General features: G+C 70.3%; 14 protein-coding genes and 1 other RNA gene. 12 read left to right on the top strand and 3 right to left on the bottom strand.

From position 1 onward, the window contains the following. Positions 1–392: 392 nt before the first annotated feature. From CTE05_RS18060 to CTE05_RS18020, 9 genes are all read left to right on the top strand, one after another. Entirely contained in the window at positions 393–1,514 is a 1,122-nt protein-coding gene (locus CTE05_RS18060; protein WP_222595512.1) for a sugar ABC transporter substrate-binding protein, read from the top strand. 155 nt (positions 1,515–1,669) lie between these two features. Then, positions 1,670–2,536 carry an ATP-binding cassette domain-containing protein gene (locus tag CTE05_RS18055; protein ID WP_186814930.1) on the top strand — a complete coding sequence of 289 codons (867 nt, stop codon included), beginning with the start codon at positions 1,670–1,672 and terminating at the stop codon, positions 2,534–2,536. After that, positions 2,533–3,810, top strand: coding sequence for a sugar ABC transporter permease (locus CTE05_RS18050; RefSeq protein WP_146847685.1), 1,278 nt, complete (start codon positions 2,533–2,535; stop codon positions 3,808–3,810). The genes CTE05_RS18055 and CTE05_RS18050 overlap by 4 nt, the downstream gene beginning before the upstream one ends. A gap of 22 nt (positions 3,811–3,832) precedes the next feature. Then, entirely contained in the window at positions 3,833–5,077 is a 1,245-nt protein-coding gene (locus CTE05_RS18045) for an ROK family transcriptional regulator (protein WP_146847684.1), read from the top strand. Between the two features lie 149 nt (positions 5,078–5,226). Beyond that, complete coding sequence (gene ftsE / locus CTE05_RS18040; protein WP_055920845.1) at positions 5,227–5,916, top strand: cell division ATP-binding protein FtsE; 690 nt, start codon at positions 5,227–5,229, stop codon at positions 5,914–5,916. Continuing rightward, positions 5,916–6,830, top strand: coding sequence for a permease-like cell division protein FtsX (gene ftsX, locus CTE05_RS18035; protein WP_146847683.1), 915 nt, complete (start codon positions 5,916–5,918; stop codon positions 6,828–6,830). The genes ftsE and ftsX overlap by 1 nt, the downstream gene beginning before the upstream one ends. Positions 6,831–6,832: 2 nt before the next feature. Beyond that, positions 6,833–8,128, top strand: coding sequence for a M23 family metallopeptidase (locus CTE05_RS18030; protein ID WP_146847682.1), 1,296 nt, complete (start codon positions 6,833–6,835; stop codon positions 8,126–8,128). Positions 8,129–8,201: 73 nt separating this feature from the next. Beyond that, positions 8,202–8,672: an SsrA-binding protein SmpB gene (smpB, locus tag CTE05_RS18025; RefSeq protein ID WP_056592414.1), complete on the top strand. Its 471-nt coding sequence runs from the start codon at positions 8,202–8,204 to the stop codon at positions 8,670–8,672. Then, positions 8,669–10,519: a DUF2207 domain-containing protein gene (locus CTE05_RS18020; RefSeq protein WP_246123739.1), complete on the top strand. Its 1,851-nt coding sequence runs from the start codon at positions 8,669–8,671 to the stop codon at positions 10,517–10,519. Before smpB ends, CTE05_RS18020 begins: the two co-directional genes overlap by 4 nt. A gap of 7 nt (positions 10,520–10,526) precedes the next feature. Here CTE05_RS18020 and CTE05_RS18015 read toward each other — a convergent pair whose 3' ends face one another. After that, the gene (locus tag CTE05_RS18015) at positions 10,527–14,108 is read right to left on the bottom strand and encodes a glycosyltransferase (protein ID WP_146847680.1); all 3,582 of its coding nucleotides are present in this window, start codon (positions 14,106–14,108) and stop codon (positions 10,527–10,529) included. A 170-nt stretch (positions 14,109–14,278) separates the two neighbouring features. Between CTE05_RS18015 and CTE05_RS18010 the strand changes: the two genes are divergently transcribed. From CTE05_RS18010 to ssrA, 3 genes are all read left to right on the top strand, one after another. Further along, positions 14,279–15,334, top strand: coding sequence for an ATP-dependent DNA ligase (locus tag CTE05_RS18010; RefSeq protein ID WP_146847679.1), 1,056 nt, complete (start codon positions 14,279–14,281; stop codon positions 15,332–15,334). Between the two features lie 537 nt (positions 15,335–15,871). Beyond that, a complete protein-coding gene (locus CTE05_RS18005; protein ID WP_246123738.1) occupies positions 15,872–16,726 on the top strand; it encodes a S1C family serine protease in 855 nt (284 codons plus the stop codon). Positions 16,727–16,804: 78 nt separating this feature from the next. Next, positions 16,805–17,171, top strand: a transfer-messenger RNA (tmRNA) gene (ssrA, locus tag CTE05_RS18000). Positions 17,172–17,377: 206 nt separating this feature from the next. On the opposite strand, the gene CTE05_RS17995 is transcribed toward ssrA, so the two are convergent. Continuing rightward, entirely contained in the window at positions 17,378–17,890 is a 513-nt protein-coding gene (locus CTE05_RS17995) for a very short patch repair endonuclease (protein ID WP_281286198.1), read from the bottom strand. Positions 17,891–17,937: 47 nt separating this feature from the next. Further along, on the bottom strand, positions 17,938–18,882 hold the full coding sequence (locus CTE05_RS17990) for a PD-(D/E)XK motif protein (protein ID WP_146847677.1): 945 nt from the start codon (positions 18,880–18,882) through the stop codon (positions 17,938–17,940). Positions 18,883–18,923 lie beyond the last annotated feature (41 nt).

The raw sequence follows: 18,923 nt of genomic DNA, 5'->3' as shown, positions 1-18,923 counted from the left end.
CTGCGACCCGGCGACCCGGCGACCCGGCGACCCGGCGACCCGGCGACCCGGCGACCCGGCGACCCGGCGACCCGGCGACCCGGCGACCCGCGCGTCCGCACCTCCGGTCGCCGGGACGTGCTGAGAGCCGGAGGGGTTTGTTGCCGGGGGGAACATGGTTCGCCCAGGTGGGCGAATCGGACATCCCAGAAAGCGCTTGCTGAGCCTGCTAGGTCACGGTTTGACCACAGAAAGCGCTTCTGACCTTGTGAGACACCCTGCCCCGCCATATGTTGTCGCCCGCAACATAGTCCGAGCGTCCGAAAAGCGCCGGGTGGAGACGAGCGCAACGGGGCGTCGTCGAGAGAGGGAGCACGATGCGACGAAGCATGATCCTGGCGACGGCGGCTGTCATGGCCTCCGGATTGCTGCTGGCCGGCTGCGGCAGCGACACGCCCAGCGGTGACAGCACGGAGAGCGGCGACGGCGGCGGGACCACCCCGAAGGTCGGTGTGATCCTTCCGGACACGAAGTCCTCGGCCCGGTGGGAGACCGCCGACGCCAAGTACCTGGAGGAGGCCTTCACGGCTGCGGGTGTCGAGTTCGACATCCAGAACGCCCAGGGCGACGTCAGCCAGTTCCAGACGATCGCCGACCAGATGATCACGAGCGGCGTCAACGTCCTCATGATCGTCAACCTGGACTCCGGTTCGGGCAAGGCGGTGCTGCAGAAGGCTCAGGCGCAGGGCATCGCCACCATCGACTACGACCGGCTCACGCTGGGCGGCGGCGCGGACTTCTACGTGTCGTTCGACAACGTCAAGGTCGGCCAGCTGCAGGGCGAGGGTCTGGCGAAGTGCCTCGCGGACGCCGGCAAGACGACGGGGAACATCGCGTTCCTCAACGGCTCGCCGACGGACAACAACGCCACCCTGTTCAAGGAGGGTGCTGCCACGGCGCTCGGCCTGGCCGAGGCTCCGGACCCGGTCAACCTCAAGGGCCAGACGGCGACGGTGGACGGCGCCGAGTACGCGGTCGTCGCCGACCAGGCGGTCGAGAAGTGGGACAACCAGATCGCCGGCACGATCTTCGAGCAGATGTGGACGGAGAACGCCGGCAAGATCGACGGCGTCCTCGCGGCCAACGACGGTCTCGGCAACGCCGCGATCGCCATCCTGAAGAAGAACGGCGCCAACGGCACGGTCCCCGTGACCGGTCAGGACGCGACGGACCAGGGCCTGCAGAACATCCTCGCGGGCGACCAGTGCATGACCGTCTACAAGGCCGTCAAGAAGGAGGCCGACGCCGCGTCGGCCCTCGCCGTGGCGCTCGCCAAGGGTGAGGACACGGCCGACCTGGCCACCGGCACCGTGACGGACACCGAGACGAACGAGGAGGTCGCGTCGGTCCTGCTGGACCCCGAGGCCATCTTCTTCGACTCGGTCAAGAACGTCATCGCCGACGGCTACACCACCAAGGAGAACGTCTGCACCGCAGAGCTCGAGGCCAAGTGCACCGAGGCCGGGATCTCCTGACGCACGACTCCCGGGAGCACGACCCCGGGTGACCAGGCGGGGCCGGTCCGCGAGAGCGGCCGGCCCCGGCCTGGCGTCCGGAGGAGCCAGGACGAGAACGACTGCACAGACCCGCGACGACGCGGGGTGAACCGACGGACCCGACGAGGTGGACGATGACACAAGCACCTGACCTGGCACCTCCGCCGACCCTCGAGGTCCGGGGCGGCAGAAAGAACTTCGGGGCGGTGCACGCGCTGCGCGGCGTCGACCTGGTCGCGAGGGCAGGCGAGGTCACGGCCCTGGTCGGCGACAACGGCGCCGGCAAGTCCACGATGATCAAGTGCGTCGCGGGGATCTACGCGTTCGACGCCGGTGAGGTGCTGTTCGAGGGCGAGCAGACGCACATCAGCGCCCCGGCGGACGCGAACGCGCTGGGCATCGAGGTCGTGTACCAGGACCTCGCGCTGTGCGACAACCTCGACATCGTCCACAACATGTTCCTCGGCCGGGAGCTGAAGAACGGCTTCCGGCTCGACGAGTCCGCGATGGAGACGCGCGCCGCGGAGGTCCTCGCCAGCCTGTCGGTGCGGACGGTCCGGTCGATCCGCCAGCACGTCGCGAGCCTGTCCGGCGGTCAGCGCCAGACGGTCGCGATCGCGCGGGCCGTGCTGTGGAACTCCAAGCTCGTCATCCTCGACGAGCCGACAGCCGCACTGGGCGTCGCGCAGACCGAGCAGGTGCTGCAGCTCGTCCGCAGGCTCGCCGACGCGGGTCTGGCCGTCGTGCTGGTCTCGCACAACATGAACGACGTGTTCGAGGTCGCGGACTCCATCAACGTGCTCTACCTGGGCCAGACCGCGGCGCAGGTGCGCACGAAGGACACGTCGCGCATGGAGGTCATCGAGCTCATCACCAGCGGCTCGGCGGGCATGCCCCCGGGGACGGTGGCTCCGAGGATGTCACCGGACGCGCCGGACCGGGCGGCCACGCCCGTGATCAGCGACGCGTCGACCACCACGAACGGGAGCACCTCCGCATGAGCACGTCCACGGTTCCCTCGGCGCCCCTCGCGCCGTCGCTGCTGGCCGGCTCGGTCGAGCAGCCCACGTTCCGCGAGGCCGTCGGCAGCTACGTCAGCAAGGTGCGCGGCGGCGACATGGGGTCGCTGCCCGCCATCCTCGCGCTGACGGTGCTGACGCTCGCCTTCGTCATCCTGAAGCCGGAGACGTTCGCGTCGACGCTGAACATCGCGAACCTGTTCCAGCAGGGTGCGGTCGTCGTGACCATCGCGATGGGGCTCGTGTTCGTCCTGCTGCTGGGCGAGATCGACCTGTCGGCGGGCTTCGCGTCGGGTGTCTGCGGCGCGGTCCTGGCCACGGGGCTGACGGTCTACGGCTGGTCCTGGTACGTCGCCCTGGCCGCGGCGCTGGCCACCGGCATCATCATCGGGCTGCTCATCGGCGTGCTGGTCGCCAGGGTCGGCATCCCGTCGTTCATCACGACCCTCGCGGCGTTCCTCGCGTTCCAGGGCATCGTGCTGCTGATCATCGGTGCGGGCGGCAACATCTCGATCACCGACCCGGTGATCATCGCGCTGCAGAACCGGAACGTCCCGCCGCTGCTCGGGTGGGCCCTGGCGATCATCGCGGTGCTGGCGTACGCGGGGACGAGCCTGCGGACGTGGCAGCTGCGACGCAAGCGCGGTCTGCTCGCCGCCCCGCTCGGCATGGTGGTCCTGAAGATCGTCGCGCTCGGTGGGGTCGTCCTGGCGATGGTCGCGATCCTCAACCAGGAGCGCAGCCTCAACCCGCTGCGGACGTCGATCATCGGCGTGCCGATCGTGGTGCCGCTCATCGTCGTGCTCGCGCTGGTCCTGGGCTTCGTCCTCACGCGGACGGCCTTCGGTCGGCACATCTACGCGGTCGGCGGCAACGCCGAGGCGACGCGTCGCGCGGGCATCAACGTCAAGGCCGTGAAGATGGCGTGCTTCATGATCTGCTCGTTCATGGCCGCCATCGCGGGGGTGCTCGCGGCGTCGCGTGCGACGTCCGTCGACCCGAACGCAGGCGGCTCGAACGTCCTGCTCTACGCCGTGGGCGCCGCGGTCATCGGTGGCACGTCGCTGTTCGGTGGCAAGGGCCGGATCATCGACGCCCTCATCGGCGGTGCGGTGATCGCGGTCATCGACAACGGCATGGCCCTGCTCGGGTACTCGTCGGGCATCAAGTACGTTGTCACCGGCGCGGTGCTGGCGGCCGCTGCGGCCGTCGACGCGATCTCCCGTCGGCGCGCGAGGGCCACGGGACGCGGCTAGAGGAACCTGAGGGAGGCTGCTGGTGCGGCTCGGCGCTGGTCCGCCGGTCCGGCGGGCCGACGCGGCCGCGCAGGACGACGTGCGACGGGCCAACCTGTCGGCGGTCCTCCGCCTGCTGCACTTCCACGGCCCGGCGACGCGGTCGGACCTCGTGGCCTCCACCGGCTTCAACCGGTCGACGGTCGGGTCGCTCACGTCCGAGCTGGTCAAGCTCGGGCTGGTGCGTGAGCGACCCGGCGTCGTCTCCGGCAAGGGCCGGCCGTCCAACGTGGTGGAGCCGGTCAGCACGAGCGTGCACGTGCTCGCGTTCGACGTGACGCCGTCGAGCGTCGGTGCTGCGCGCGTGGGGCTGGGCGGCTACATGCTGCAGGTCCGCCGCCGTCTGCACAGCACCTCCCCGCACGACGTGCCGGCGGTCGTAGACCTGATCGCGACCCTCGCCCGGGAGATGCAGGCGAAGTCGGTGCCCGGGTCGGTGTGCCTCGGCCTGGTGGTGAGCGTGCCCGGGAGCGTGCGGCAGCCCGACGGGATGGTGCGGCGCTCGCCCCCGCTGGGCTGGCACGAGGTGCCGTTCGCGGAGATGCTCGGCGAGGCCGTCGGGCACGAGTACCCGGTCGCCGTCGGCAACGACGGGGATCTCGGGGTGGTCGCCGAGTACCTGCGCGGCGCCGCGCGTGGCAAGCAGGACGTCCTGTACGTCCGCGGCGAGGTCGGGGTCGGCGGTGGCGTCGTCGTCGACGGCGAGCTGCTCAAGGGCGCCGGCGGGTACGCGGGCGAGGTCGGGCACATCGTCGTGAAGCCCGGGGGCCGGGTGTGCTCGTGCGGGGCCCGCGGCTGCTGGGAGGCGGAGGTCGGCGACGCCGCGATCATCCGCGCCGTCGGCCGCGACCCGCGCGAGTCCGACATCGAGGACGTGCTCAACGACGTCGCCGTCGGCAACCGCCGCAGCATCGCGGGGGTGCGCAAGACGGGGGAGTGGGTCGGGCTCGGGCTGGCCAGCCTGGTCAACCTGTTCAACCCGCACGTGGTCGTCCTCGGCGGGTCGCTGGGCGCGCTCTACCCGACGATGGAGCCGACGCTCGCCGCGTCGTACTCGCGGGCGCTGGGACCGATCCGGGAGCAGGCGCTGCTGGTGCGCTCGGACCTGGGCTCGGACGCGCAGCTGGTGGGCGCCGCGGAGGTGGCGTTCGCGGACGTGCTGGAGGACCCGGCGGGCACGCTCGGGGGACGGTCCGACCAGGAACCCGAGCTGCTCTCGGGCACCTGAGGACCCGACATTCTGCACCAAAGCAGACGTCCGCCCGTTCTCACAGGCAACCGTCGGCGTGTCACCACCGTGCCGGGGCGGGCCCGCTGCCTACGCTCGTTCAGGCCAGCAGCAGTACCCCGTCCCCGAACCTGGCCCCCGCGAGCATCGTGATCAGATTCGAGAACGTCACCAAGGTCTACGCGCGCGGCGCCCGACCGGCGCTGGACCGCGTGTCCCTGGACGTCGAGCGGGGCGAGTTCGTGTTCCTCGTCGGCGCCTCCGGCTCCGGCAAGTCCACGTTCCTGCGGCTCGTGCTGCGTGAGGAGCGGGCGTCCGCCGGCCGGGTGTTCGTCGCCGGCAAGGAGCTCGGCACGCTGTCGTCGTGGAAGGTGCCGACGCTGCGCCGCCACATCGGTGCGGTGTTCCAGGACTTCCGCCTGCTGCCCAACAAGACCGTGTTCGAGAACGTGGCGTTCGCGCTGCAGGTCATCGGCAAGCCGCGCCACCACATCCTCACGACCGTGCCGGACACGCTCGAGATGGTCGGCCTGGCCGGCAAGGAGAAGCGCCGTCCGCACGAGCTGTCCGGTGGCGAGCAGCAGCGCGTGGCCATCGCGCGCGCGTTCGTGAACCGCCCGAACATCCTGCTGTGCGACGAGCCCACGGGAAACCTGGACCCGACGACGTCCCTGGGGATCATGCGCCTGCTCGACCGGATCAACCGCACGGGCACGACGGTCGTCATGGCGACGCACGACGACGAGATCGTCGACCAGATGCGCAAGCGCGTCATCGAGCTGTCCACCGGCGCGCTGGTTCGTGACCAGTCGCGCGGTGTGTACGGATCGGACCGCTGATGCGCCTCCAGTTCATCCTGTCCGAGATCGGCCTGGGTCTTCGGCGCAACCTGTCGATGACCATCTCCGTCATCCTCGTGACCTTCGTGTCGCTCACCTTCGTCGGCGCCGCTGCCCTGCTGCAGACGCAGATCGGGAAGATGAAGGACGACTGGTACGACAAGGTCGAGGTGTCCGTCTTCCTGTGCCCGCAGAACTCCACGGCGCCGACGTGCGCGAGCGGTGAGGTCACCGACGACCAGAAGGCCGACATCCAGGCGGCGCTCGCGTCGCCCGAGGTCGAGCCGTACGTCGAGAAGATCTACACGGAGACCAAGGAACAGGCGTACGACGCGTTCCAGAAGCAGTTCAAGGACCAGTTCTGGGCGTCGGCCGCGACGGTCGACGACATGAACTCCTCCTACCGCATCAAGCTCACGGACCCGGAGAAGTACTCGGTCGTCTCCGAGGTGATCTCGGGCCGCGCCGGCGTCGAGGAGGTCAAGGACCAGCAGCGGCTGTTCGACCGGCTGTTCTCGGTGCTGAACAACGCGACCCTGCTGGCCGGTGGTCTCGCGGCGGTGATGCTGCTCGCCGCGGTGCTGCTGATCACGACGACGATCCGGCTGTCGGCCCTGAGCCGCAAGCGCGAGACCGGGATCATGCGCCTGGTCGGTGCCTCGACGGTGTTCATCCAGCTGCCGTTCATGCTGGAGGGCGCGATCGCCGCAACGATCGGCGCCCTGCTGGCGGTCGGCGGGCTGTGGGTGGGTGTCACGTACCTCGTCGACGACTGGCTGGGGGAGTCCGCGGGCTGGATCCCGTACGTGAGCACCTCCGACGTGCTCACCATCGCCCCCGTCCTCATCGGCGTCGCCATCCTGCTCGCGGCGATCTCGTCCCTGGTCACCCTCAGCCGGTACACGAAGGTCTGACGATGACCCGACTGCGCCTCTCCGCCTTCCTGGCCGTGCTGGTCCTGCTGGTCACGGGCGTGCTCGCCGGCCCGGCGTCGGCGGACCCCATCGACGACCGCCGCCGCGCCGCCGAGGCGCAGCGCGAGGCCATCGCGAAGGCGCGCGAGCAGACCGAGGCGGCCATGGAGGGCGTCAGCGCCGAGATCCAGGCGCTCGCCGTGCAGCTCGCGGACACGCAGGCGAAGATCCCCGGCGCGCAGGCGGTGCTCGACGCCGCGAAGACCGCCCTGGAGAAGGCGCAGCGTGAGGCGGCGATCATCGCCGCCCGGCTGGTCGACGCCGAGGAGCAGCAGGCGACGATCACCACGACGATCGCCCAGGACACCGAGCATGCCGCCGCGATGCGGGCCGCGATCGGGCAGATGGCCCGTGAGGCGTACAAGGGCGGCGGTGGCGTGTCGAGCGTCGACGTGATCCTCGACTCCCAGAGCACCGACGACTTCGTGCAGCGGTACGGCCTCATGGCCACGGCGCTGCGTACGCAGGCGCAGATCCTCGACGAGCTCAAGGCCGCCGAGTCGGCCAACCGCAACGCGGAGGCCCGGCTCGTCGCGGTCAAGGAGAAGATCGCCGAGCTGAAGGCCGCCGCCGACCAGAAGGTGGTCGAGGCCGACGCAGCGAAGGCGGCCGCGACCGCGGCGAAGAAGGCACTCGACGACCTGCTGGCTCAGCAGGTGCAGCAGCAGGCGGCGCTCGACGCCACCAAGGCGGCCCTCGAGGCCGAGCTGGCACGCGCCGACGCCGAGGCTGCGCAGGTGCAGCGGGAGCTCGAGCAGGCGATCGCGGAGCAGCGTGCGCGCGACGCCGCGGCCGGCAGGCCGCAGGGTCCGCCCGGGGCGATCGGCGGCGGGCTGTTCGGCAACCCGACCAGCATCAGCCCGATCTACGTGACGTCCGACTACGGCATGCGGCTGCACCCGACGCTGCACTACGTGCGCCTGCACGCCGGCATCGACCTGCGCACCTACTGCAACACCCCGATCTACGCGGGGCGCGGCGGCACGGTCACGTGGGCGAAGTCGCGGTTCGGGTTCGGCAACCAGGTGATGATCGACAGCGGGTTCGTCAACGGCAACGCCCTGTCCGCCAGCTACAACCACCTGACGAGCTTCGCCGTGAGCAGCGGGCAGCACGTCGAGCGGGGCCAGCTGATCGGCCGCTCCGGCAACACCGGCACGTCGGCGGCCTGCCACCTGCACTTCGAGGTGTACGTCAACGGCAGCACGACGGACCCGCGGCCGCTGCTCGGCCTCTGATTTCGGCTGGCGCCCGGACGGTAGTCTCGACCCCGCACACTTTCCCTTTCCGCAGGAACGAGGTTCGACCACCGTGGCCAAGGACGTCGGGCGCAAGGTCGTCGCCTCGAACCGCAAGGCACGGCACGACTACGTCATCGAGGACGTGTTCGAGGCCGGCCTGGTGCTGCGCGGCACCGAGGTCAAGGCGCTGCGGATGGGCCGGGCGTCGCTGGTCGACGGCTGGTGCGAGGTGACCAACCACGAGCTGTGGCTCGAGGGCGTGCACATCCCCGAGTACTCGCAGGGCACCTGGACCAACCACGCGCCGCGGCGCAAGCGCAAGCTGCTCCTGCACCGCCAGGAGATCGACCGCCTGGAGTCGAAGACGCGGGAGAAGGGGCAGACGATCATCCCGCTGTCCCTGTACTTCCTCGACGGGCGCGCCAAGGTGGAGATCGCGCTCGCCCGAGGCAAGCGCGAGTGGGACAAGCGGCAGGCGCTGCGCGAGAGGCAGGACAACATGGAGGCCACCCGCGCCATCCGCGAGAAGCGCGACCTGTGAGGGCACTGCGGGCGGTCCTTCTCGCCCTGGGCCTCGTCGTCGCCCTCACCGCGGCGGCCCCCGACCAGTCGAGCGGTCGGGAGATCACGCGCTACGACGTCACGGCCGACCTCGCCGCCGACGGCACGATGCGCGTCACGCTCGACTTCGACTTCGACTTCGGCGACGACCCCGGGCACGGCCCGTACCTGACCTTGCCGACGAGGGTCTCCTACGACGACGAGCTGGACCGCGCGTTCCGGTACACCGACATCTCGGCATCGTCGTCGACGGGTGCACCGGCGGACGTGAACCAGGAGTCCTCCGACAGCGCCCTCATCCTGCGCATCGGCGACGAGAACATCGACGACGTCTCCGGCGTGCAGACCTACAGGATCGAGTACACGGCCGACGGGCTGCTCAACCCTGCGAACGCCGAGCACTCCGGCGACGAGCTGTACTGGAACGTCATCGGCGCCGGCTGGGAGATCCCGCTCGGCGACCTTGCCGTGGCAGTCACCGGCCCCGCCGCCGTCGAGGGGGCCGTGTGCTTCGCCGGACCCTACGGGTCCACCACCCCGTGCACGTCCGCGTCCTTCACCGGGTCGTCCTCGGCGTTCACGCAGGACCTCGTCCCCGTCGGCGACCAGTTCTCCACGGTCACCGGCTGGCCCGCCGGCACGTTCCCCGGGGTCGAGCCGATCCTCGTCGACAAGCCCGACCCGCTGGCGCCCGTCCGGCCGAACTCCGCGTTCGGGATCGTCGCGCTGCTCGTGCTCGTCGGCGGCGGCATCTTCGCGTTCACCCGGTTGCGCCGCGTCGGCCGCGACAAGGCCTATCTCGGCCTGACCCCCGGCCTGCGCCCCACCGACAACCAGCCGGGCGGCGCGTCCGTCGGGTTCCGCGACAAGCGCGGCCCCGTCTCCGTGCAGTTCCAGCCGCCCCAGGGTGTGCGACCGGGGGAGGTGGGCACCCTCGTCGACGAGAAGGCCGACCCGGTCGACGTCACCGCGACCCTCGTCGACCTCGCCGTCCGCGGCTGGCTGCGCATCGAGGAGGTGCCCCGGTCCAACCCGAAGAAGAAGGCCAAGGACTGGACCCTGGTGCAGCTGAAGAACAAGGACGGTTCGCTGCTGCCGTACGAGGACGAGCTGCTGGCCTCGATCTTCGCGTCGTCGACGAGCGTCAAGCTCTCCGACCTGAAGACCACGTTCGCCGCCTCGATGGCCAAGGTCCAGGACGGCCTCTACGACCACGTCACGGAGTCCGGCTGGTTCCGGGCCAACCCGAAGTCCGTCCGCGCCACCTGGCACGCGGTCGGCATCGTGCTCGCCGTGGCCGGCGCCATCCTCACGTTCTTCGCGTTCGCCGCCGGAGCGTCCGTCGCCGGCATCGCCCTGGTGCCCATCGCGCTCGTGCTGGTCGGCATCGTCGTCACGATCATGGGCAACGCCGCGCCCGCCCGCACCGCCGACGGCACCGCCGTCCTCGCGCAGTCCCTCGGGTTCCGCCACTACCTCGCCACCGCCGAGGCCAACCAGCTGCGGTTCGAGGAGGGCGAGGACATCTTCAGCCGATACCTGCCCTACGCGATCGTGTTCGGGCTCGCCGACCGGTGGGCACGCGTGTTCTCCGAGCTCGCCGCCCAGGGACGCGCCTTCGAGCAGCCCGGCTGGTACGTCGGCGGGTACTACCCCGGGGCCAACATCTACTGGGCGACCGCGTTCGCGTCGTCGCTCGACCGGTTCGCCGCCGTGGCCACCGAGTCGATCTCCGCACCCACGCCCGGCACCTCCGGCGGCTCCGGGTTCAGCGGCGGCGGGTTCTCCGGCGGTGGTGTCGGCGGCGGTGGTGGCGGGGGCTGGTAGCGCCCGCTCAGAGCAGCATCGACGGGTTCACCGGACGACGCAGCGGCTCCGGGAGGCGCCGGTTGATCCCGAGCGCGGCCTGCACGGCGCGCGGGTGCTCGAGCACCTTCAGGCCGCGACGACGCCGGGCGCTCATCCGTCCGTACGTGGCGACGCCGCGTAGGGTCCCGGCGATCTCCCGGGCCAGGTCGTGGTCTCCGGTGCGCAGCGCCAACGCGTAGTCCGCGAGGGTGATCTGGAACATGCGCGGGGCCACGAGGTCACGGACGTAGTAGCGGTGCATGCGGGGGTCGTCCGGCACGTCCTCGGCGAGCTTCGCCAGGAACCGCAGCCGGCTCTGCCGGAACCGGGCACCGGCCGACGAGCTGGTCGAGTGGATGCGGAACTTGGTGAGTGGCTCGCGCACGAACGTCGACCGCCAACCCGCGCGGAAGATCCGCACGAAGAGGTCGTCGTCCTCGTAGCCCACCAGCTGCTCGTCGAACCCGCCGACCTGCTGGAACGCGGTCGCCCTGATCAGAGAGGCGGACGGGATGACCATGAGGTCGGCGGACAGGAGCTCGATCAGGTTCCGGTGCGGGTGCTGCAGGCCCGCGGTCTCGATGTAGGAGTGGGTGACCGTCCGGCCCAGGTAGTCGATCTCGTCGAAGTCGGTGTACGCCCAGCCCACGTCGGGCGCGCGCTTGTACGCGCGGACCAGTCGGGTCAGGTGCCGAGGGTGCCAGAGGTCGTCCTGGTCGAGGAACGCGAGGAGCTCGCCACCGGCGAGGGCAGCAGCCGTGTTGCGTGCTGCGGACTGCCCGCCGTTCTCCTTGCGCACCACCTTGAGCGGGACCGGCGACTCGAAGGCTTCCGCCACGGCCGCCGAGGCGTCGCTCGAGCCGTCGTCGACGACGATGATCTCCGCGGGCAGCAGCTCCTGGCCGACGATCGAGCGCAGGGCGGCCTCGACGTAGTCCGCGCCGTTGTACACCGGAACGATGGCCGTCACGCCGGGCACGACCGGCGAGATCCGGGCGGGGGCGATCTCCACGGGCTGTGGCTCCCCGACGGTGGGCAGGGGACGCACAGCGGGGGCCAGGCCCGCGGTGGGGTAGCGCCGCGCCAGCTCGGCGCTGCCCTCGACGTCGAGCGGCCAGTCGACCCCCGAGGCGCTGTCGTCGACCTTGCGCGCCGCGATCCAGGCGCCCGAGTGGCCGCCGAGAGCGGGCATCGTGATCGAGTCGGCCCGCCACGCGCTGCTGGGCACGACGGCGGCGGGTCCGAAGAAGCCGGAGCCGATGGGCTCGAACCCGGTGACCGGGCCGAACAGCTGGCGCAGGCCCTCGTCGGACATCCGCCAGAAGTCGTTGGGCGCGGCGTGCGTCGGCCACGTCCAGGGAACGATGTGGATGCTCAGCCCGCCAGGCACCAGCACGCGCGAGATCTGCGCGGCGACCAGCCACGGAGCCGCCACGTGCTCCAAGAGGCTGGCGGACACGACCGCCGCGAAGTGGTCGTGGGGGACGGCGTCGGCGAGGCGGTGCACGTCGGCCACGACATCGACCCCGAGGCCCGGGTGGATGTCCACCGTGACGACGTCGCGCCCACCCAGGCTGGCCAGCCGAGCGGCGAGCACCTCGGGGGAGTCGGCGCGGAACCCGAGCGCGAGGACCGGACCCGGCGGTGCCTGCGCGACCCAGCGCTTCAGCACCTCGTCGGCGCGCTCGTCGTCCCCCGGGAGCAGGGGGAGCGTGTGCGCGGGCAGGTCGAGCGGGACCACGTGGTCACCCCGCGGCGTGTGGACCCGGAGCGTGACCGGAGCGTGCGGGCTCGACGGGACGTACGCGGCGAATCCGGCCCGCATGACGTCCGGGAGGTCCGGCCAGTGGTTCAGCAGGTCGGGTCGGGGCCGTCGGTCGGCCGGCACGCTCACCTCGCCGACGGACACCGTGACGCCGGAAACCTCGACCGCACCCGCGTGCGCCCAGCCCTCCAGGTACACGCCCGACGGGTCGCACCAGTAGACGTCGATGCCATGATGGGGGACCCCGGAGGGCTGAAGGTCGAGCGTGGGCTCGTCGACCGCACCCTGGGCCACCGCGAGCTCCACGTGGTGGCGAGCCGACGCGGCGAGCGTCGCGGCGTGGACGTCGTCGGCAGGCTGGTCCTCCGCGGCGAGTGCCGTGTGGGTGAACCACCGGCGGGCGGACACGGGGTCACCCGTGTTCAACGACCTGATCCCGAGCGAGAACAACGCGTCGAGCGCCGCCACACGGGCCGTCGGGTCGCGATGGACCAGCCGGGGGGCGGCGTCGGCGACCACGTCGACCAGGACGCCGGCCTCCTCCAGCCCGCCGCGGGCGACGATCTCGACGAGCACCCGGCACTGCACCGCGGCCACCTTGTCCTTGCCGGCGTCGGTGCTCGTGTCGACGTGCTCCGCGAGCTCGAGGGCGAGGGACGCGCCCTGCTCGGGCCGGGTCCGCGCGAGCGCGATGGCGCGATGGCCGGCAGCCTGGAAGCGGAGGTCGACCGAGTCGAGGTCGAGGGGGGAGTGCTGCGCCTCCCAGGCGTCGACCGCGGCCGTCGTCAGCTGGAAGTACTGCCCCGCGCGCTCGTCGTCGCTCCGGTGGAGCAGACAGGTCATGCCGACCGCGAAGGCGGCGCCGGCCAGGTGGGACGTCGCGGGTGCGTCGACGGCGAGGGCGGCGCGCACGCCGTCGGGGTCGTCGAGGTCGATGCCGTGCCGGGCGCGGAACGCCGAGGCCACCACGGCGATCGCGTCCTCGGCCTCGACGAACGCGCCGCGGCTGGTCAGGGCGCGCAGCCAGCGCACCGCCATGCCGCCGGTGAGCGCGGACCCGGGTTCGCCCGACTGTGCCCGAGCCGCGTAGTAGTGCTCGAGGAAGCTCGGCGTCGTCCCGCGCTCCCAGCGGGGCGCGGTGGTCGCCGGGTCGTTGCTGGCGAGCGCGAGCAGGGAACCGCGCTCCCGGACCACGTCGACGACCGCGAACCCCGCCCGCACCAACAGATCGTGCAGTCCCTGCCGGCTCGCCAGCACCGTGTGGTACCAGGGGCTCAACGCGGAGAGCACCTCCGCCTGCGGCTCGACCGGGCTGACGATCTCGGCGGCGGGGGTGGTGAGCAGCAGGGTGCCGCTCGGGGTCAGGCGCCGCCGCAGCATCTGGGCGAACAGCAGCGGGTCCTGCACGTGCTCGATGACCTCGCTGGCCAGCACGAGGTCGAACGGCTGGTCGATCGGCGTCTCGTCCGTCAGGTACTCCTGCAGGATCGGCACGCCGAGCTCGAGAGAGCCTCGCGCCGCGGCCATCGAGGGTTCCACGCCCAGCACGTCCCACCCGAAGGCGAACCGCCCCAGGTCCAGGGAGAAGCCGTAGTTGCAGCCCACGTCCAGGAACCGGTGGACCCGCTCGGGCGGGACGGCCGTCAGGGTGGCCGCGATGACGCCGAGGCCGACACCGCCCTCGAGGTAGTTGTCGACGGACCAGTCGTCCGGTGAGGTGTCCCGCGCCTCGTCGACCAGCCCGACGGACCCGCAGGCCTCGCAGCGGATCATCGGGATGTCGTCCTCGCCGGGAGCGCTCACCCGCCCGAGGACCGCTCCCTCCGACTGTTCCGCGCAGATCCTGCAGGCCAGTGCACTCCGACCCCGCTGCCAGACCACCGTCGTGGACACAGAACCCCCCGCCTTCGTCCGACCGAGGCTATCGGCACGCTACGGCTGCGGAGCGCAGCCGCGCAGGCCAGACTGCGGTCATGGTCCTTCCTGTCGAACCCCCGGTCGACCCGATGCTGTCGAAGTCGGCGGCGTCCATACCGGCGGGCAAGCTGTACGAGCCGAAGTGGGACGGCTTCCGGGCGATCGTGTTCCGCGACGGGGACTCCGTCGAGATCGGCTCCCGGAACACCAAGCCGATGCAGCGGTACTTCCCTGAAGTCGTTTCCGCTGTACTCGAACATCTTCCGGAGAGGTGCGTCGTCGACGGCGAGATCATCGTGCCGTCGTCGTCGCACAGCGGCCTCGACTTCGAGGCGCTGCTGCAGCGGGTGCACCCCGCGGAGTCGCGCGTGCGGCTGCTGTCCGTCGAGACGCCCGCGCTGCTCGTGCTCTTCGACGTGCTGGCGCTGGGGGACGACGACCTGACGTCGTTGCCGTTCTCGGAGCGGCGCGCGGTTCTGACGTCTCTTGTGAAGCCCGGGGGGCCCGTGTCCATCACGGCGCAGACCGACGACATCTCTGTGGCCGAGCGCTGGTTCTCGCAGTTCGAGGGCGCTGGACTCGACGGGATCGTCGCCAAGGACCCTGACGGACCCTATGAGCCCGGCAAGCGGACGATGCAGAAGATCAAGCACGAACGCACCGCCGACTGTGTCGTCGCTGGATATCGACCGCACAAGTCCGGTGACGACGCCGTGGGGTCGCTCCTGCTCGGGCTGTACACCTCCGAGGGTGAGCTCGCGTCCGTCGGTGTCGCCGCATCGTTCCCCATGGCGCGACGCAAGGAACTGGTCACCGAGCTCGCTCCGCTGGTGGTGCCCCTGGAGGGGCATCCCTGGGACTACTCGGCGATGGCCCGCACTCCCCGCGAGGCGGCGGGGAGTCGATGGTCCGCCGGGAAGGACCTGTCGTTCGTGCCACTCGAGCCGTCGCTCGTGGTCGAGGTCGCGTACGACCACATGGAGGGTGTGCGGTTCCGGCACACCGCGCAGTTCCGCCGCTGGCGCCCGGACCGCACGCCGTCGTCGTGCACCTTCGAACAGCTCGAGGAGCCGGTGTCCTACTCGCTGAAGGACGTCCTCGCGACCCTCTGAGCGGTCCACAGGCTGCGCACGGGTCTGCTCCAGCGGCCTCCCGGGTACGGGCGGTTGCCTCGTCCTTGACGGCGCCACCCGGGCGCTGCTGGGGAGGTTCTGGCCATGGATGAGGTTGCGGGAACGTCGGGCGAGTCGGTGCCGGCGGGGTCGGTGCCAGGTGGAGCGACGGAAGCCACGGCTTCGTCGAGCGACATGCCTTCGCCGTAGTCATCGACCGGGGCCGTCCTCCCGACGCCAGGGGGAGTCGCCGTCGCGAGCAAGCCCGTCGTCCGACGTGGGGTCGCGTTCGGCGCTGCGGGCGGGGCGCTCGCCCTCGGCCTGCTCGCCGGCGGCGTCAGCGGCGGTCTGGTCGCGGCGGCGCTGGCGTCCTCGGACAACGACACCGCGGCGACGTCGACGATCGAGGGGGCCGCGTTCGCGCCGCCGTCGACCGACGAGCAGGTCCCGTCGTTCGTCCCGCCGTCCTGGGGCGAGCCCTCCACCTCGGACCAGTCGTCCGCCACCACAGCGACCGCCGACCAGCAGGTGGGCGTCGTGACGATCGCCAGCACGCTCGGCTACCAGGACGCGCAGTCGGCCGGAACCGGCATGGTTCTGACGTCCGACGGCCTGGTGCTCACCAACAACCACGTGATCGAGGGCTCGACCTCGATCGAGGTGACGGTCGAGTCGACCGGCGCGGTGTACACGGCCGCCGTCGTCGGCACGGATGCGTCATCGGACGTCGCGCTGCTCCAGCTCCAGGACGCGTCCGGGCTGGCCACGGTCGCGCTGGACGACGACAACGGTGCGGCGGTCGGCGACGCGGTGACCGCCGTCGGCAACGCGAACGGGGGAGGCGAGCTGCTCGCCGCGACCGGCAGCGTCACCGCCCTCGACCAGACGATGACGGCGTCGTCCGACGGATCCTCCGCCGAGACGCTCGACGGGCTCATCCAGTTCTCCGCCGCCGTCGTGCCGGGGGACTCGGGCGGACCGGTCTTCGACGACGAGGGCGAGGTGATCGGCATGACGACCGCCGCGTCGAGCGGGACCGTCGAGACCGTCGCCTACGCGATCGACATCGAGGACGCGCTGGTCATCGCACACCAGATCCAGTCCGGCATCGACTCCGACACCGTGACCATCGGGTACCCGGCGTTCCTGGGGGTCTCGCTGGCCTCCGACGGTTCCGTCGCGGGAGTGCTCGAGGGAACTCCGGCCGCGTCGTCCGGTCTGGCCGCCGGTGACGTGATCACCGCGGTCGACGGAGTACCCGTGTCGTCAACGCTCTCCGACCTGCTGGACACGTACGCGCCCGGTGACACCGTGACGCTGACCTGGACCGTTGCTTCCACCGGTGACTCCACCTCCACAACCGTCACCCTGATCGCCGGACCCGCTGACTGAGGGAATGAGCACGACCAGCCTCCCGTTGAGAGGTAGGCTGGTCGAGCTGGCCTCGGCTGGTGCTTGATAACTGAACATGGGGGTGATCGGTTTCGACGGTGATCGTCGAACCAGGAGAAGCGGGTCGAGGACGCACGGTTATCTCGTCAACGCTCCGTGCAAACCAATAGGTGCCAATACAAACCGCACCGACTTCGCCCTCGCCGCCTGAGCGAGTCCCGAAGTCCGTTGGCCTGAGTACGCTCTCGACTCAGTAACCAGCGTCATCTAGAGAGCCACTGCTGGTAATCCTCGTCAGTGGGGTTGCCGGGACTTTTAGCTGACTGAGCCCGTCCACGGCTTGCCTGTGTGACCGTGGGGGCCGAGAAAATCACAGCAGGCTGCACCCGGAGAATCCCTGGTACTGCGTCACCGGACGCGGGTTCGATTCCCGCCACCTCCACCAATCTGATCTGCGGAAACGTTGGTCTTGTTGACCAGGAGTAGCCATTCGTCGACACGGATGGCTATTTCTGTTTGTGTATCGAGCATCCGTTCGCATCGACCTCCTGGCGTCTTTCTGTCGGTCCACTCGCACTAGTGACGGCGGCTCGCGGTGCACGTCAAGTCGAGGCGCGCGTCAGCCCGGTGGGACGTCGGTCTCGTAATTCACTAGCGGCCGCGCCCGAAAGCCACAGGAGCCGGGCGGGACGCAGGTCCGACCAGGCGAGCGAGCGTCGCTTCGACGAGATCGGCTGCTTCGCCACTCTCGACGTGCTCCCAGAGTCGCAGCACGGTCCATCCCGCAGACGCCAGGAGTCGATCCGTGTCGTCGTCGCGAAGGCGATTCGCAGCGAGCTTTCGCGCCCACCAGTCCCGGTTGGCTGTCGGGTGGGTCCCGTGCGTGGGGCAGCCGTGCCAGAAGCAGCCATCAACGAGAACGGCGAGCTTGTACCGGGTAAACGCGATGTCGACGGAGCGCCTGTTGTTACCCGGCACCCGCATGACGACGCGGAACCGGCGGCCCCGCTTGTGCAACTCGCGCCGGAGCAGGACTTCCGGCTTCGTGTCCCGACGACGGGCGGTAGACATGCGGCGCGAGATCGCCTCGGTGGACGGACCGGGGTGCGGGGGAACGCTGAAGGCGGTGATGTGCGACCCTCCCTGAATATCCGGCTCTCCCACATCATGCGACAACTTCGCGCCAATTAGCTAAGCCGCCCTTCGAGCGGTCACGGCGAAATCGCCAGCAGAGCCGACAAGCTGGCAGCGAGGCCGACGACGGGGTTGCGATCACCCCGCACGCGCTCTGGCAGCTCGATCTCGAAGGTAACCGAGTCGGAGACGAGGTTAGTGAAGAGGGCGAAGTCGTCGGACCGTGGGAGACGGATGCGTTCGTCTTGGAGGTCGTAAAGGCGCTCGTAGGTCGAGATGAACGGCCGGCGGAGCGACGCCTGCGCGGCTGCGCCGTTGTCTTCAATGGCGAGGTTGAGACCACCGTACCCCCGAACCCCACCCACGAAGTCTTGTCGTCGCTGTGCTGGCAACGCACCGACGATCTCCTGCACGAGCGACTCGAGGGTCGTTCCCGGGCCGTCGATAGGGAGCCACCGGATCCCGATGGAGAGCAGATGCAGGCCGGTCTCGACAGCCCCGTCCGCCGCCACGCCGCACTCCACCTGGTACCAGCCCTGGACGTGGTGGCGGCTCGCGCTCGTCGTGGATGTCTTCACCTCGAGCCCCAGGGGGCCGAGTTGGAAGTCGCGGCTCGACCTGGTCCAACCTTGCCAGGAGTCGAGGAACGCCTCGGACGATCCGGGTTCCAGCCGAATCAACGAGGCGAGAGCGAGGAGCTCGCCGGCTAGTCCGGTCAGCGCAGCGTTCTCGGCACGCGCTGGTTCGAGGGCCAGAGCAATCAGCGGCTCTGTGCGCCGGAACGCTTCAACCGCCTGGTACTCGTACCCCTTGTCGAGGAGTTCGAGGAGGATCGTGGCAGCGATGGCGTCGTAGTGGTCGTCGTAGGGCAACCTGAGCCGGTTGGCGGAGAGATAGTCCCCTCCCGATGTGTGCCATGTGTCATGGAGCAATCTCTCCCGCACCGTGCGTTCGCGGGGGTCGAGGGGATCCCCGACGAGAAACACCTCGAGGCGGCCTTTGGCGTCCCGGGCGAACGCCATCCGACGCTCGCTACCCACCCAGGATATGCGCCGTTCGTGTG

Origin of the sequence: Cellulomonas terrae, from assembly GCF_007990265.1 — a bacterium.
GTDB lineage: Bacteria > Actinomycetota > Actinomycetes > Actinomycetales > Cellulomonadaceae > Cellulomonas > Cellulomonas terrae.
Note: the sequence above shows the minus strand (reverse complement) of the source record. Positions and strands in the feature narration are given on the sequence as shown.

Coding starts and splice junctions, on each gene's coding strand:
- CTE05_RS18030 (WP_146847682.1), top strand. CDS start 6,833: ATGACCCGACTGCGCCTCTCCGCCTTCCTGGCCGTGCTGGTCCTGCTG.
- CTE05_RS18050 (WP_146847685.1), top strand. CDS start 2,533: ATGAGCACGTCCACGGTTCCCTCGGCGCCCCTCGCGCCGTCGCTGCTG.
- CTE05_RS18055 (WP_186814930.1), top strand. CDS start 1,670: ATGACACAAGCACCTGACCTGGCACCTCCGCCGACCCTCGAGGTCCGG.
- ftsX (WP_146847683.1), top strand. CDS start 5,916: ATGCGCCTCCAGTTCATCCTGTCCGAGATCGGCCTGGGTCTTCGGCGC.
- CTE05_RS18010 (WP_146847679.1), top strand. CDS start 14,279: ATGGTCCTTCCTGTCGAACCCCCGGTCGACCCGATGCTGTCGAAGTCG.
- CTE05_RS18060 (WP_222595512.1), top strand. CDS start 393: ATGGCCTCCGGATTGCTGCTGGCCGGCTGCGGCAGCGACACGCCCAGC.
- CTE05_RS17990 (WP_146847677.1), bottom strand. CDS start 18,882: ATGGCGTTCGCCCGGGACGCCAAAGGCCGCCTCGAGGTGTTTCTCGTC.